Annotated in this window: 12 protein-coding genes; 11 read left to right on the top strand and 1 reads right to left on the bottom strand. The window is 54.3% G+C overall.

The genetic code is table 11. The features are described from left to right. Nucleotides 1–46 precede the first annotated feature (46 nt). Nucleotides 47–796 carry a DUF599 domain-containing protein gene (locus ACJAXR_RS11465; protein ID WP_415058407.1) on the top strand — a complete coding sequence of 250 codons (750 nt, stop codon included), beginning with the start codon at nt 47–49 and terminating at the stop codon, nt 794–796. A 66-nt stretch (nt 797–862) separates the two neighbouring features. Here the strand turns inward: ACJAXR_RS11465 and ACJAXR_RS11460 are convergent, their stop codons facing one another. Continuing rightward, nucleotides 863–1,195: a hypothetical protein gene (locus ACJAXR_RS11460; protein WP_415058406.1), complete on the bottom strand. Its 333-nt coding sequence runs from the start codon at nt 1,193–1,195 to the stop codon at nt 863–865. Between the two features lie 299 nt (nt 1,196–1,494). Between ACJAXR_RS11460 and ACJAXR_RS11455 the strand changes: the two genes are divergently transcribed. The 10 genes from ACJAXR_RS11455 (at nt 1,495) to ACJAXR_RS11410 (ending at nt 14,779) form a co-directional block, all read left to right on the top strand. Further along, on the top strand, nt 1,495–1,962 hold the full coding sequence (locus tag ACJAXR_RS11455) for a PaaI family thioesterase (protein ID WP_415058405.1): 468 nt from the start codon (nt 1,495–1,497) through the stop codon (nt 1,960–1,962). Beyond that, entirely contained in the window at nt 1,959–2,405 is a 447-nt protein-coding gene (locus ACJAXR_RS11450) for a PaaI family thioesterase (RefSeq protein ID WP_415058404.1), read from the top strand. The genes ACJAXR_RS11455 and ACJAXR_RS11450 overlap by 4 nt, the downstream gene beginning before the upstream one ends. A 46-nt stretch (nt 2,406–2,451) precedes the next feature. Then, nucleotides 2,452–3,468: a hypothetical protein gene (locus ACJAXR_RS11445; protein WP_415058403.1), complete on the top strand. Its 1,017-nt coding sequence runs from the start codon at nt 2,452–2,454 to the stop codon at nt 3,466–3,468. Between the two features lie 98 nt (nt 3,469–3,566). Next, nucleotides 3,567–5,471 carry a molecular chaperone HtpG gene (gene htpG / locus ACJAXR_RS11440; protein WP_415058402.1) on the top strand — a complete coding sequence of 635 codons (1,905 nt, stop codon included), beginning with the start codon at nt 3,567–3,569 and terminating at the stop codon, nt 5,469–5,471. 151 nt (nt 5,472–5,622) lie between these two features. Then, a complete protein-coding gene (locus tag ACJAXR_RS11435) occupies nt 5,623–6,414 on the top strand; it encodes a dienelactone hydrolase family protein (protein ID WP_415058401.1) in 792 nt (263 codons plus the stop codon). Nucleotides 6,415–6,588: 174 nt separating this feature from the next. Next, a complete protein-coding gene (locus tag ACJAXR_RS11430) occupies nt 6,589–7,665 on the top strand; it encodes an efflux RND transporter periplasmic adaptor subunit (RefSeq protein ID WP_415058400.1) in 1,077 nt (358 codons plus the stop codon). 18 nt (nt 7,666–7,683) lie between these two features. Beyond that, the gene (locus tag ACJAXR_RS11425; protein ID WP_415058399.1) at nt 7,684–10,797 is read left to right on the top strand and encodes an efflux RND transporter permease subunit; all 3,114 of its coding nucleotides are present in this window, start codon (nt 7,684–7,686) and stop codon (nt 10,795–10,797) included. A 301-nt stretch (nt 10,798–11,098) separates the two neighbouring features. Continuing rightward, nucleotides 11,099–12,448, top strand: a complete 1,350-nt coding sequence (locus ACJAXR_RS11420; RefSeq protein ID WP_415058398.1) for a hypothetical protein — start codon at nt 11,099–11,101, stop codon at nt 12,446–12,448. Nucleotides 12,449–12,545: 97 nt separating this feature from the next. Then, entirely contained in the window at nt 12,546–14,354 is a 1,809-nt protein-coding gene (locus ACJAXR_RS11415) for an ABCB family ABC transporter ATP-binding protein/permease (protein ID WP_415058397.1), read from the top strand. 35 nt (nt 14,355–14,389) lie between these two features. Beyond that, nucleotides 14,390–14,779 carry a nuclear transport factor 2 family protein gene (locus tag ACJAXR_RS11410; RefSeq protein WP_415058396.1) on the top strand — a complete coding sequence of 130 codons (390 nt, stop codon included), beginning with the start codon at nt 14,390–14,392 and terminating at the stop codon, nt 14,777–14,779. Nucleotides 14,780–14,919: the final 140 nt, after the last annotated feature.

Genomic DNA, 14,919 nt, shown 5'->3' with positions numbered 1-14,919 from the left:
CTGTCTAAATCCGGGCGACAATCCTTTTCTGACAAGGTGTGCTTGAATGTTCTCGCAACTTACTCTGCCCGATGCCGGCTCGACCTGGCTTAATCTGCTCGCTTTTGTCTGGTTCCTGCTGTGTTGGGTAGGCTATACGCATTATGCGCGGCACAAGGCGCGGGATACTGCGTGCCTGGCCAGTGTCCTGCACCTGTACCGCCAGGACTGGATGTCGCGTCTGTTGATGCGTGAACAGCGCATTGCCGACGCCAGCGTGATTGGTAATCTAGAACGTAACACGGCGTTCTTTGCATCCAGCACCTTGCTGATCCTCGCGGGCATCATCACTGTGATGGGGGCTACTGATCGGGCGCAGAACTTGTTGCAGGACATACCCTTTGTCGCTGAGGTGAGTAGGCAGATGTCGGAAATGAAGTTGCTGGTAATGCTGGGCATCTTCGTTTATGCGTTCTTCACATTCTCATGGGGCATGCGGCAGTATAATTTCGCTTCTGTACTGTTGGGCTCTGCACCGCTGGTGGGTGAAAAACAGGTGTCGGAGATTCAGCGTAAGGCGTATGCCGCCAGAGCTGCGTCCGTTCTGTCGATGGCTGGAAATGAATTCAATCTTGGGCTGCGGGCATACTATTTTGCGCTGGCTGGACTGACGTGGTTCATTAATCCGTTACTGTTCATGCTGACCAGCGCAGGCGTGGTATGGGTGCTTTACAAGCGAGAATTTCATTCACGCGTACTGGCCGCGATGATGTACAGCCCAACAGGTGGTTTAATGCAGAAGGATGTTGCTGAATAAAAATGCGTTCGGGGCCTTGATTACACCCTGCATGCCTCGGTAGGCATGCAGGGTGTGTCACGAGAATTACTCGTTCATGCTTTCTTCCATGGAATCAGCAGCGTCACGCGTTGCATCTGCTGCGTCACCAGCCTTGTCCTTAATATATTCTGCGCTATCTTTATACGCCTCGCCTACGGCTTCACCAGCGTCATTCAGACCGTCTTCCATCTTCTCGCCGGCTGTACGTTCGCTACCGGTTATTTCTTGCGCCTTCAGTTCCATGGCTTCACCGACCTCTTCAGCCGCCTGTTCCATTGACTCAGCCGCGTCTTCCATCTTGTCTTCGGGTGTCTGCTCGCAGGCAGCCAGTAAACCCAAACTTGCCATTAAAACAGCCATTGCGCCGATTTTTTTCATCGTATTTTCCTTGATTTAAACATCCATTATGATTCACACATTATGCAACCGCTACATAATCTAGACTGAGGCTTCGGTAGTGGCAAGATGTGATCCTCGATAATATTAGTTGTTTTTAGTACTACTGATATTTGCTTGCCCACTGGGTTTTAAGACGTGGTCATTCATTTAGTTCTGTCTTGGGCAAAATAGTTCTGTCATGGGTCACGCAAGCGAACACACACAAGCTCGCCGCTGGAGTATGCCTGGCTATATCGGTACTATGCCGCCCATCCCCTGTGCTCTGATCGAGAATCCGAATGAGTGATATCGAGAAACGCTGTCGTAATTTTCTTTCGGTGCTGCGGCACTGCCAGATGCTGGGCATGAGCGTAGAGCATGCCGACAAAGAGGGTCTGATACTCAAGTTGCCCTATAGCGATGCCATTGTCGGTAATCCATTGACCGGTATAGTCCATGGCGGAGCGATCACTACGTTGATGGATACCTGCTGTGGTATTTCAACTGTCTGTTTTTTACCCGAATTCGAGATTTGTCCGACATTGGATTTACGTGTGGATTACATGCATCCGGCAGAACCGAATAAAGATATTTTCGGTTTTGCCGAATGCTACCGGATTAGCTCTACTGTCATCTTCACTCGCGGTATTGCCTACCAGGACGACCGTAACGCACCTATTGCCCATGTGGTCGGCACTTTTATGCGAATGGGTAAGCCCGCGTCCGATGGCACGCTCGCGCGCGGCGTCAATGGAGTCAAGGAATGATCGAAGAGCCAGTACACATTGAACAGCTGATGCGACAGGGGCATGACACCGGAAATTACGCACCTTTGATCGAGGCTATCCCCTATGCGCGGATGATCGGTTTGGAGCTCAAGCATCTGGGGGAGGAAGTCATATTCCATCTGCCTATCAGTAAGGATAATATCGGTAATCCGGTATTGCCGGCACTTCACGGCGGCGTCATTGCCGGGTTCATGGAGCAATCGGCCATGTTGCACCTGATGATTTCAATGAACAGCTCTGTATTCCCCAAGATCATCGATTTTTCGATTGATTATTTGCGTGCGGGACTGTTTAAGGACACCTACGCCACTTGCCAAGTATGGCGTCAGGGTCGACGAGTGGGTAATGTTGCAATAACTGCCTGGCAGACCCGTTCGAATGAACCCATTGCAACTGCAAGGGCTCACTTCAAACTGGTCTGACCAGGATGTTGTTTTCCGCGTACCTGGTCCGGAGTGTCATCACTACATGCCTGCCTTGTTGATCATCAGCGGTATCTTTCTGGTAGTCCTAGGCTGGATCTGGGTGGCCGTGGCTGCACGTATTTTGTCCATCGGGCGTCTGATGCTCGCGGTTCTGGCCGCTCCTGTTACGCTGATAATGCGTGGTCGGGGTTATGCGCGGTTGCCACGATTGGCTATGGTAGTGGGTCTGCTGTTTTTTCTGGGTGGTATAACTTTACTGCAGAAGGATCAGCCAGAGCGGTTCCGCCAGTTACTCAATGGCGAATGGGCTGAGCCATTGCGTGCCAGTTCCGGTGTGGAGGGAACACTTCTGGGGCAACCCTTTACGGCTGAGCGGGTGTTCTGGCGGGGCAGTGAGCTGGTATTCGAAGAAGGGGCGCCGCAGCGCGTGCGTCGGGCTCTGGCGATTCGTTTGGGTGGGGCGCCTGCCTTGCTCCAGTCCCCTACGGTCGAGCGGTTGCCGGGTGATACTGGCCCTTGGCCTGAGCTCCTGTTGCAGTGGCATACCGGTGCACTAAGCGAGCCGGGTCTGATGCGGGTGACTGATGATTACACCTTGAGTCTCGCTTTTATCCCCCAGCCGGGCGATTCGGTTCTGGTGCGGTTGCGCCTGCATCTGCCAACCCGTCCAGCAACCCTGGTCAGCGGCGAGACTATCCTCGAAGTCACACCTGCCTGGCTGGCTGATCTTGCACAATCAGAGATTGCATCTGCTCTGACTACTGCAGCGCCATCGCTACCGGAGTTGGCAGAAGAGCAACCGATAAAAAGTCGATCGCAGGCTTCGAGCCGGTGGCAGGACGTAAGCGTGCTTGCCTTGCTGGATGAGCCTCAGCTGTTTACCGGACAGCAACTGAGGTTGACGACCCAGGCGGGTCGCCGGTATGAAGGCCGGCTCAAAGGTATCAGTGAAGACCGTCGCATAGTCCTAGCGCAAAGCAGTGGTGCCAACCAAATGGATTTCCATTTTCAGCCAGCCGATGTGGCAGCGTTGCAGGTGCGGTACCGATCATCGCAATAATCTGTTTGCCTTGAAATTTTTCCCGTTGTCCCCATTAAGAGCTCATCAGCGCGACCATGATGCCGCGCCCTTTGTTAACTACAGGGAGACAACCGAAGATGACCGTGGAAGCCCATAAGGAAACGCTCGGATTTCAGACCGAAGTCAAACAGTTACTGCATTTGATGATTCATTCGATGTACTCGAACAAGGAGATTTTTCTTCGCGAGCTGATTTCCAACGCGTCCGACGCATCAGATAAATTGCGTTTCGAAGCCATTGCCAAGCCCGACTTGCTCGAAGATCAGCCCAATACTGTGATTCGTATCAGCTCCGATGAGACAGCCAACACGCTGACGATCGAGGACAATGGTATTGGCATGTCCCGCGAAGAGGTGATCGAGAACCTGGGCACCATCGCCAAATCCGGCACTGCGGCATTCATGCAACAGCTCAGCGGTGATCAGAAAAAAGACGCGAGTCTGATTGGTCAGTTTGGTGTCGGCTTTTACAGCGCCTTTATTGTTGCTGACAAGGTTGAGGTATTTACCCGTCGTGCCGGTGCGGACAAAACGCAGGGTGTGCGCTGGGAGTCGGCAGGTGAGGGTGACTTTACTATCGAGACAGTGGAAAAGGCTGAGCGTGGCTCGCGCATCGTGCTGCACTTGAAAGCGGCCGAGTCAGAGTTCGCCGATGGCTGGCGTCTGCGCAACGTGGTGAAGAAGTACTCCGATCACATATCGCTACCCATTGAACTGCCCAAGCAGAAGCAGGGCGAAGAAGAGGGGCAGGTAGCCGAACTGGAGTGGGAGACGGTCAACCGCGCCAGCGCGCTATGGACCCGCTCACGTACAGAGATCAGCGATGAGGAGTACCAAGAGTTCTTCAAGCATGTTGCCCATGACTTCGAGAACCCGTTGAGCTGGAGCCACAATAAGGTTGAAGGCAAGCTTGAGTATACCAGCCTGTTGTATGTGCCTGCCCGTGCCCCTTTCGATCTGTATCAGCGCGAGGCACCTCGCGGGCTCAAACTCTATGTGCAGCGTGTATTCATCATGGATGAAGCGGAACAGTTCCTGCCGCTGTATCTGCGATTCATCAAGGGTGTAGTTGATTCCAATGATCTGTCTTTAAACGTTTCCCGAGAAATTCTGCAGAAAGATCCGGCCATCGACAGTATGAAGTCGGCCCTGACCAAGCGCGTGCTCGACATGCTCGAGAAGCTGGCCAAGAAAGAGCCTGAGCAATATGCCGCTTTCTGGAAAAATTTCGGCAGCGTCATGAAGGAAGGACCTGCGGAAGATTTTGCTAATCGTGAGAAAATCGCGGGTCTGCTGCGTTTTGCCTCAACCCAGCAGAATGATGATTCCGAAGTGGTCAGCCTGGCTACCTATATCGAGCGTATGCAGGAAGGTCAGGACAGGATCTACTACTTGACCGGCGAACGCTATAATCAGGTCAAGAACAGTCCGCATCTTGAGATCTTCCGTAAGAAAGGCATCGAAGTGTTGCTGCTGACCGACCGTATAGATGAATGGTTGATGAGCCATCTTAACGAGTATCAGGGTAAGGATTTCGTCGATATCGCACGCGGCGACCTTGATCTGGGCAAGTTGGATGCCGAGGAAGACAAGCAGGCGCAGGAAGAGGCGGCTAAGGCCAAGGCTGATCTTGTCCAGCGGATCAAGGAAGTACTCAAGGACAGCGTGGATGACGTCAAGGTGTCACATCGTTTGACCGATTCGCCTGCGGTTCTCGTTGTTACCGAGGACGGTATGGGTCTGCAAATGCGCAAGATCCTCGAAGCGACTGGCCAGAAGGCGCCCGATACCAAGCCTGTTATGGAAATCAATCCGGCGCACCCGCTGTTGGAAAAGCTTGACCAGGAGCAGGACGAAGCCCGCTTTGGTGATCTTAGCCACATCCTGTTCGACCAGGCGGCTCTTGCAGCCGGTGAAAGTCTGCAGGATCCGGGTGCTTATGTGCGTCGTCTGAACGCATTGCTGGTAGAACTAAGCAAATAAGTTCAGCGTTGTGTTCAAGTCCCGTCAGACTCAGTTTGACGGGACTTTTTTGTTTAGGTGCATAAATATTTTTTGACAAGATGTGATATGGCCCTTGTCGAGAGCGGTAAACGCTATGCTCGTTTTAAATTATGGGTTCAAGGAACAGCACATGAAAAAGGCACTGTCCACGATGATGATCGCTTCTGCGATAGGTATGGGCGGTATTGCCCACGCTGAGATGGTCACTAAGCCGATAGCCTATGAAATCGAGGGTCAGGCATACCAGGGTCTGTTGATATATGACGACGCCGTTAAAGTTAAACGCCCGGGCCTGCTGATGGTGCCTAACTGGATGGGTGTGACTGAGAACGCAGCGAAGAAGGCCTATCGTGCCGGGGGCAGCGAGTATGTGGTCTTCGTTGCCGATATGTATGGCACCGACATTCGCCCGCAAAATGCCGACGAGGCAGGCAGAGCAGCGGGTGTTGTGCGAAGTGATCGGCAGATGATGCGTAAACGGATCAATATGGCGCTCGAGGTATTCAAGACGCAGGCCGACACAATCGCTCTTGATGTCGAGAATATTGGCGCGATCGGTTTCTGTTTCGGCGGCGGGGTAGTGCTCGAATTGGCCCGCTCAGGTACACCCGTGCAGGGTGTAGTATCTTTTCACGGTAATCTCGACACGCCCGATTCGGCGGATGCCAAGGCCATACGTACCCCGTTACTTGTGCTGCACGGCGCAGATGATCCCTATGTGCCCCAAGAGCAGGTACAGGCATTTACCGAAGAGATGCGTAACGCCAAGGTCGACTGGCAATTGAATAGCTACGGTGGGGCAGTGCATTCGTTCACTGATCCGACGGCTAAAATGCCTGGTCAGGCTGAGTACAATCCGATTGTTGCCGAGCGTGCTTTTGATGCTATGCACCGATTTCTGTCCTACAGCATGACGGAATAAAAGATCGGTGTAAGCTGGGACATGCGTCGTACGGCTTGTTTCACATATTATGCAGCAGTTCAGAGTGGGCAAGCCTGATCCTTCGGGGCCTGATTGCGCACTTGATTTTTTTTTGCTTGGGTACGTATGTAAGCGATGTCGAGCATGGCAACCCTTAACGACAGGAAGAAGCGGATGGTGAACTTCAGGCAGGCGGTGTTGGCAACCTTGGCCAGCGTCTGGTCCGTGGGCGTGTTTTCTCAGCAGGCTACACAGCCGCCTTTGCCGGTAATCGTGGTGGCCGCTGAAAGCCAGCAGATAGCTAACCCGATTGAGGCACTCGGAACGCTCTACGCGAACGAGACCGCAGTCATCAGCACGAACATTACCGCAACCATTTCGCGTATTCGGTTTGACGACGGCCAGCGCGTCAAGCAAGGGGATGTGCTGGTTGAACTAACCAACAGTGAACAGCTCGCGCAAATGCAGGAAACCGAAGTCAGTCTCGTTGATGCCCAGCGCCAGTTGTCCCGGGCCAGGCAGTTGGTCGAGAGTCGGGTCTTGTCGCGTCAGGAGCTCGACGACCGGACGCGGGCGGTGGATATCGCTCGTGCTCAGCAGCAGGCAGTTCAGGCACGTCTGGCTGACCGGCTCATACGCGCGCCTTTTGACAGTGTGGTAGGTTTGCGTCAGGTCAGCGTAGGCACATTGGTGGCGCCCGGTATGCCGGTAGCTACGCTGCATGATGACTCGGTAATGAAGCTCGATTTCAGTATTCCAGAAACGCTCATGGCGCAAATTGCTCCCGGGCAGCAGCTAGTTGCCACCAGCCGCGCCTACGGAGACGAGCTGTTCAAGGGTGAAGTAGCCAGTCTGGATAACGAGGTAGATCCGATTACCCGCTCCATACGTGTGCGCGCCCTCATTGATAATGCCGATGGTCGCCTCAAACCGGGCATGTTGATGACTGTCGATCTGCGCAGTGACCCGCGTCAGGCAGTGATGATTCCCGAGGAAGCCCTGTTGCCCCTTGGTCGTAATCAGTTTGTGATGGTCGCCGAGTCCGCAGGTGAGGGATTTACCGTCCGCCGGCAGCAAGTGCAAACCGGATTGCGGCAGCCCGGCTTGGTCGAGATTACTAGGGGTCTTGGCGTCGGAGATAAAGTGGTCACCCACGGCAATTTCCGTCTGCAACCCGGACAAGCGATTAGCATCAAAGCTGAGCTGGACGCGGGTGAGTCTCCCCGGGCCGTTATTTCCGCCACCCCCTGACCCCACCGGAGCCTTGCAATGATTCTTTCCGATACTTCGGTCAAGCGGCCGGTATTTGCCAGCGTACTGGCATTACTGCTGGTGATCTTCGGGTTGGTGGCGTTCAGTATGTTGCCCCTGCGTGAATATCCCGATATCGATCCCCCTGTTATTACGGTGGAAACCAACTATCGCGGTGCGGCGGCAAGCGTGGTTGATTCGCAGATTACCCAGATTGTGGAAGAGCGTATCGCCGGAGTGGAAGGGGTTGAGTACATCGAATCCCAGAGTCAGGACGGCCGCTCGCAGATTACTGTACGGTTTGCTATCAGCAAGGATGTCAACGAAGCGGCTAACGATATTCGCGACAGGGTCTCGGGCATCCTCGATGACTTGCCCGCAGAAGCGGATCCGCCTGAGGTACAAAAGCTTGATGCCAACCAGGAAGTCATCATCTGGTGGAACCTGACCAGCGAGCGGCTGACCCTGCCCGAACTGACTGACTATGCTGAGCGTTTTTTGGTGGACCGTTTCTCCACGCTGGAAGGCGTTGCCCGGGTTAGGGTTGGTGGCTCACAGCGCTACGCGATGCGGGTCTGGCTTGACCGGCAAGCGCTAGCCGCTCGTGATTTGACCGCCGCCGATGTGGAAGCGGCGTTGCGTGCAGAAAACGTCGAGCTACCCGCTGGCTCGATCGAATCGCGTAGTCGCCAGTTCACTGCCCGGGTCGCCCGTTCGTTCCAGACAGCAGATGATTTTTCACGGTTGGTCATTGCCCGTGGGCCGGATAACTATCTGGTGCGCCTGGGCGATGTGGCGCGCGTGGAGCGCGGTACCGAAGAAGATCGCAACCTGTTCCGTGGTAATACCGTGCCGATGGTTGGTATCGGTCTGGAGCGGCAATCCACAGCAAACACCCTGGAAGTGTCGAGGGTTTCTTTCGCGCTGGTCGAGGAGCTGAACGGCACCCTGCCAGAAGGCATGGAAATTCTGCCTAGCTTCGACAGCTCGATATTCATTGAAGGGGCAGTAAAGGAGGTATACACCACACTGGGCATTGCGCTCGTGCTGGTGGTGCTGTCGATCTTCCTGTTCCTTGGCAGTCCGCGCGCGATCCTGATTCCTGCCGTAACGGTGCCGGTATCGATGACGGCTACCTTCATCGCTTTGCTGTTGTTTGGCTTTACGGTGAATCTGCTGACCCTGCTCGCGCTGGTATTGGCGATTGGTCTGGTCGTTGACGATGCCATCATCGTCCTGGAAAACGTCCGGCGGCGCATAGACGAAGAGGGTGAGACGCCACTGGTGGCAGCTTACCGAGGCTCACGTCAGGTAGCGTTCGCGGTGGTCTCTACCACACTGGTCCTTATCGCTGTATTCGTCCCCATTGCTTTTCTGCAGGGTGATATTGGCCGGTTATTTTCGGAATTTGCTCTGACCATGGCCGCTGCGGTGGCTTTTTCCAGTTTCGTAGCATTGACGTTGTCTCCGATGTTGGCGTCAAAGCTGCTCAAATCCCGGGGCGATGAGAACCGGTTGAGCCGCTGGGTCGACAGTACGCTGGTGACCAGTAGGCGGCTGTACGCGCGTATGCTGAAAGTCGTACTGCACTGGAAGTGGGTGTCGCTTCTCGCTGTGGTAGCCCTGTTTGGTTTCAGTGGCTGGCTGTTCACCCAGTTGCCATCGGAATACACCCCACGGGAAGATCGGGGTGCCTTTTTCATTATCGTTAACGGCCCAGAAGGCGCGACCTACGAGTACATGACCGACTATATGGACGAGATCGAGTCACGGATGATGAAGTATGTAGAGACGGGCGAGGTGACACGTTTGTTGGTGCGCGCACCGCGCTCCTTTGGCACGGTCACTACGTTCAATACCGGACTTGTGATTGTGGTTCTCGAAGACTGGGCTGGCCGACGAGGTGGCTGGGAGATCATGGGCGATGTGCAGAAGGACCTTGCCGACTTGAGCGGTGTTCGTGCTTTTCCGGTCATGCGTCAGGGTTTTGCTGGTGGCCAGTCGCAGCCTTTTCAATTGGTGATTGGCGGCGCTGGCGACTATCAACAACTGGCGGAATGGCGTGACACGCTGTTGGAAAAGATTGCAGAAGATAACCCTGGGCTGGTGAATATTGATTCCGATTACAAGGAGACCCAGCCGCAATTGGAGATTGTCATCGACTATGACAGCGCAGCTGACATGGGGGTCAACATCAGTAATATCGGTCGTACCCTGGAAACCATGCTGGGTTCGCGGCGGGTGACGACCTACATCGATGACGGCGAAGAGTATGACGTGATACTCGAGGGTGAGCGCTCAGATCAGCGCAGCGTCAGTTCGCTGAAGAATATCTACGTCAGATCCGACACCACCGGTGAGCTGATACCGTTGTCTAACCTGGTGAGCATCAAGGAATACGCGGGGTCGACCACGCTCAATCGTTACAATCGCAATCGAGCCATCACCATCGATGCCTCTTTGGCCGACGGTGTGGCACTGGGTGATGCGCTGGATCATGTTGAACAACTGGCCCGTGAGCACCTGCCGGAAACCTTGGTTATTGACTACAAGGGCCAATCCCTTGATCTGCGCAAGGCTGGCGGCTCGCTGCTGTTCGTTTTCATGTTGGGATTGTTGGTGGTGTTTCTGGTGTTGGCAGCGCAATTCGAAAGTTTTGTGCATCCACTGATCATTATGCTCGGTGTGCCGGTGGCGATAGGCGGCGCGTTGTTTGGATTATGGATTACCGATAACAGTCTCAATCTTTACAGCCAGATAGGTTTGGTGATGCTGATTGGTCTGGCAGCCAAGAACGGTATTCTGATTGTTGAATTTGCTAACCAGTTGCGTGATGCCGGCAAGTCCTTTGACGAAGCGCTGATTGAATCGAGCACTTTGCGTCTGCGGCCGATCCTGATGACTGGGGCGACTACGGTGGCCGGGGCGATCCCGCTGGTAATCGCCTTCGGAGCGGGGGCTGAGACCCGGTCGGTCATCGGCATCGTTGTGGTCTCTGGTGTGAGTGTATCGACGGTATTGACCTTGTTCGTGATACCGCTGCTGTACAGTTTGCTTGCCCGCGGTACCAGCTCGCCGGATGCAGTGAAGCAGCGTCTGGAACAGGAAGAGGCGGCTGCGGATGCGCAATAGGCTTGGCTGTGAGCGGCTCTTGATTGCTATTCACCGCGGTGATGACTGGTAAGTAGTTTGCAGTATCCGCTGTGGCATTTTTTGCTTGTGCTTGTTTTGCGCTGCAGCCGCCGCCTGGTGGGCATCGCAGTGGTTGATGTGATGTATCAGTCTATTTGCGAAGTCTTGTAACGCGGTTGTTTCAAGGTGTCGGAAGCTATGCCCATTTATTCGCTGTGGCTGCATAATGGCTCCAACGCGGGCAGGCGCCCTTCACGTGCGCCTGTCTCACAACAATAAAATCGAGCCCATGGAGTCTGCTATGTCAAAACCCGAACAACCCGGTTGGCGCTGGGGTCTGTTTACCTTCCGGGTGCCGTTTTACCACACCCGTTTATACTGGCAGGAAGCCATGCAGGGCCTTTTTGTGGCTGCGGCGACCGGTTTGGCACTGGTGCCATTGATGATGGAGTTTTTCGGGCTTGGTTTTGAAGAGGCCGTAGCCGTATCGATGATCCATTCGGCGATCATTGCCTCTGCAATCATCATATTCGGTGAACCCTATGCACCGGGTTGGATTACACCGGCGCTGCCGCTGGTGCTGGCTTATGTGCTGGGTGGTTACGATGATCCCGTTTCGCGCTGGCAGGCCATGACGGCGTTATCGCTTAACTTTGCTGCTTTGTTGTTTATTCTGGGCATAACTGGATTAGGCAAGAAGTTTGTGCTCTGGCTGCCGGACACATTGAAAGCTGGCATCATTCTGGGCGCTGCCATTGCCGCACTCAAACGCGTGTTTGTCGATGACGCCGAGCGTTTTTTGCTGCAACAACCGATTGCGATCACGCTGGCTTGCGCCGTGTGCCTGATCTTCGCTTTTTCGCTGCCAATGCAAAAACTCAAGTTAAAGTACAAGGCGTTCGCCATTATTGGCGCGCTGGGTCTGCTGCCTGGGTTTATCATTGCGGCGCTCGTGGGCCCGATGGTCGGCGAGGTAACCTACAATATTCAGTGGGGCATCCTGATTCCGCCCGTGGGTGATGCCTGGGCGCAAATGTCGCCCTTCGCGATTGGCTGGCCAAGTCTGGAAATGTTCCTGCAAGGGATTCCGCTGGCAATCATCACCTATGTGATCCTGTTCGGTGACATGGTGACTGGTAACGAGGTTATTCGAGACGGCTTGACTGCGCGCCACGACGAGCATATTGACATTAATCCCACCCGCACGCACATCTCTGTGGCGATCCGTAATGCGGTGATGGGTGTCACGGCGCCGTTCTTCCCCACTCAAGGCACTATGTGGACGGGCGTGCAGGTGATTATTGTGCAGCGCTGGAAACTGGGCAAAGAAAATATGAACAGTCTGCACAGCGGTCTGGCCTCGTATTACCTGATGGGCCTGCCGATCATGTTCTTCATCTTGCCGCTGCTGACGGGTCTACAGCCCTTGCTGGGTATTGCCCTGTCCTTGACGCTGGTGCTGACCGGTTTCGCCTGTGCCTATGTGGCCATGGCTATTCCGCAAAACAACACCTCGCGCGGTACTGTGTTATTAATTGGTGCCGGTCTGGCGTTTTTCGAGCCCTGGGTCGGGCTGCTGTTTGGCGTGTTGGCAACCATTTTGCTGGTGGGCTGGGACGTCAATCGCGATCCGATCCCCCACGAAGATTGAGTCTTCTGATCAGTCCGCTGGTTTGATCGAAGCCGGAGTTCCCTCACGGGACTCCGGCTTTATTATTCTTCTCTAACGAAAACCTGCGAGGAAACGCGTGCGTCCCAATACAGATAGTCAATATAACGGCGGGCCGGTCAACTGGCGCATTATCACCAGCCTGATTCCTTACCTCACCGAGTTTCGCGGTCGTGTTGCCTTGGCTATGGGTTTCCTGATATTGGCCAAGCTGGCTGGAGTGGCGGTGCCCTGGTCGCTCAAGCTGATTGTTGATCACTTCGAGAATCCCGCCGACGTCCTCGTGTTGGTGCCGGTGGCCTTGCTGGTCGGCTACGGGTTACTGCGCTTTGGTTCAGTGTTCTTTTCCGAGTTGCGCGATGCAGTTTTTGCTCGCGTAGCTGAACGGGCCATGCGGCGCGTATCGCTGCGGGTATTTGAGCATCTGCACAGGCTTGATCTGGGCTTTCATCTTTCGCGGCGCACCGGTGGACTGGCGCGTGATATAGAGCGTGGTACCAGTGGTATCAGTTTTCTGCTGCGATTCATGGTGTTCAATATTCTTCCGACGCTCCTCGAGATCGGTCTGATTTCAGTGATTTTGTTGATCAACTTCAGTCCTATGTATGCGCTAACCGTACTCGGCTCAGTGTTGCTCTACGGCGTTTTTTCAATTTGGTGTACCGAGTGGCGCAATAGGTTCGTGCGTGAAAGCAACAAACTGGATAACAGCTCCAATACGCGAGCAGTGGACAGTCTTCTCAACTACGAAACGGTCAAGTACTTCGGTAACGAGCGGTTCGAGGCAGACGAATATGATCGTCATCTGGAAAGCTGGGAAGCCGCGCGGATGAAGAACCGTTTGTCCTTGGCGGCGTTGAACTCCGGACAGGCACTGATTATTGCAGGCTCTGTGACGCTGATGATGGTGATGGCGGCCAATCAGGTAGCGGCCGGCGACATGACGCTGGGCGAACTGGTGATGATCAATGCGTATATGTTACAGCTGTTTATACCCTTGGGATTTTTGGGATTCATTTACCGTGAAATTCGTGAGGCACTGACTAATATTGAGCGCCTGTTCGGCCTCTTGGAGGCGCCGGTCAAGGTTGCCGATGCGCCGGATGCTGGAGAACTGAGAATCGTGGGCGGTGGCATTGAATTCGATAGCGTCGAGCACGCCTATCACCCTGAGCGGGCCATTTTGCAAGGCGTCAGTCTGTCGGTGCCGGCGGGCCATACGCTGGCAATCGTTGGTCCAAGTGGCGCGGGCAAGTCGACGCTGGCGCGACTGCTGTTTCGGTTTTATGACGTAGGCGCCGGGAGCATCCGGATCGACGGTCAGGATATTCGAAGTGTGACTCAGGACAGCCTGCGCAGGGCTATAGGCGTGGTTCCCCAGGATACCGTGCTGTTCAATGATTCTATCGGCTACAACATCGCTTATGGCAAGCCGGGTGCAAGCGAAGAGCAAATCTGGGCTGCGGTAAAAATGGCGCAACTGGAGGATCTGATCAAACGCTTGCCGGATGGGCTCGCTACTCAGGTTGGCGAGCGGGGCCTGAAACTGTCCGGTGGTGAGAAACAACGCATAGCGATAGCCCGTGTGCTGCTCAAGGATCCACCTATTCTGATTCTTGATGAAGCCACATCCTCACTGGACACCCATGCCGAGCGTCTGATCCTCGATGCGCTTAATGTGGTTGCCAGCAAACGTACCACTCTGGCGATAGCCCACCGTCTCTCTACCATCGTGCATGCTGAGCGTATACTGGTGTTGGATCAAGGTCGTGTTGTGGAGCAGGGCAGTCACAGTGAATTGTTGGCTGCCAAGGGAGCCTACGCTCGGCTTTGGGCCGATCAGCAACGGGAATCGATTGAGCTCGATGACGGTGAAGATGCGCCATAAGCGGTTTTTACAAGAACAAATAAAAGGAATACACCGTGAGTAAGGTAGTAGAACAATGGCACGATGTTGTGCGCAACCAGGATCCTGCAAAACTCGACAGCCTGCTCGCCGACGACGTGGTATTCCATTCGCCCGTTGTGCATACGCCGCAGGTTGGCAAGAAAATAACGCGGTTGTACCTCATGGCCGCAATGAAAGTCCTGAACGAGCCGGGACATTTTTTTTATCTGCGTGAGGTCGTTCAGGGCCAACATGCAGTGCTGGAATTTCAGACAGAAATTGAGGGTGTAACGGTCAACGGTGTGGACATGATCGAGTGGAACGATGCTGGTCAGATCATCGATTTCAAAGTGATGGTCCGTCCTTTGAAGGCCGTGAGTGTTATTCATCAAGCGATGGGCCGCATGCTTGATGCGTTCAAGTAGAATAATAGAGTACTAATCGAAATGAGTGATGGCTGGCCCTGATAGCATTTTGGTACATTGCAGAAATATGGCGTCATGATTTCGGCGCCGCATAATGCGGAGTACAACAATGAGAAGATCGTCCGCCCCGGACCGGCTGC

This window comes from Halopseudomonas sp. (assembly GCF_047631575.1).
Taxonomy (GTDB): domain Bacteria; phylum Pseudomonadota; class Gammaproteobacteria; order Pseudomonadales; family Pseudomonadaceae; genus Halopseudomonas.
This window is presented reverse-complemented; position numbering and strand designations above follow the sequence as displayed.

Excerpts from the sequence above, each read along its gene's own strand:
- ACJAXR_RS11450 (WP_415058404.1), top strand. The coding sequence starts at position 1,959 with ATGATCGAAGAGCCAGTACACATTGAACAGCTGATGCGACAGGGGCAT.
- ACJAXR_RS11425 (WP_415058399.1), top strand. The coding sequence starts at position 7,684 with ATGATTCTTTCCGATACTTCGGTCAAGCGGCCGGTATTTGCCAGCGTA.
- ACJAXR_RS11460 (WP_415058406.1), bottom strand. The coding sequence starts at position 1,195 with ATGAAAAAAATCGGCGCAATGGCTGTTTTAATGGCAAGTTTGGGTTTA.
- ACJAXR_RS11420 (WP_415058398.1), top strand. The coding sequence starts at position 11,099 with ATGTCAAAACCCGAACAACCCGGTTGGCGCTGGGGTCTGTTTACCTTC.
- ACJAXR_RS11445 (WP_415058403.1), top strand. The coding sequence starts at position 2,452 with ATGCCTGCCTTGTTGATCATCAGCGGTATCTTTCTGGTAGTCCTAGGC.
- ACJAXR_RS11430 (WP_415058400.1), top strand. The coding sequence starts at position 6,589 with ATGGTGAACTTCAGGCAGGCGGTGTTGGCAACCTTGGCCAGCGTCTGG.
- ACJAXR_RS11455 (WP_415058405.1), top strand. The coding sequence starts at position 1,495 with ATGAGTGATATCGAGAAACGCTGTCGTAATTTTCTTTCGGTGCTGCGG.
- ACJAXR_RS11465 (WP_415058407.1), top strand. The coding sequence starts at position 47 with ATGTTCTCGCAACTTACTCTGCCCGATGCCGGCTCGACCTGGCTTAAT.
- htpG (WP_415058402.1), top strand. The coding sequence starts at position 3,567 with ATGACCGTGGAAGCCCATAAGGAAACGCTCGGATTTCAGACCGAAGTC.
- ACJAXR_RS11435 (WP_415058401.1), top strand. The coding sequence starts at position 5,623 with ATGAAAAAGGCACTGTCCACGATGATGATCGCTTCTGCGATAGGTATG.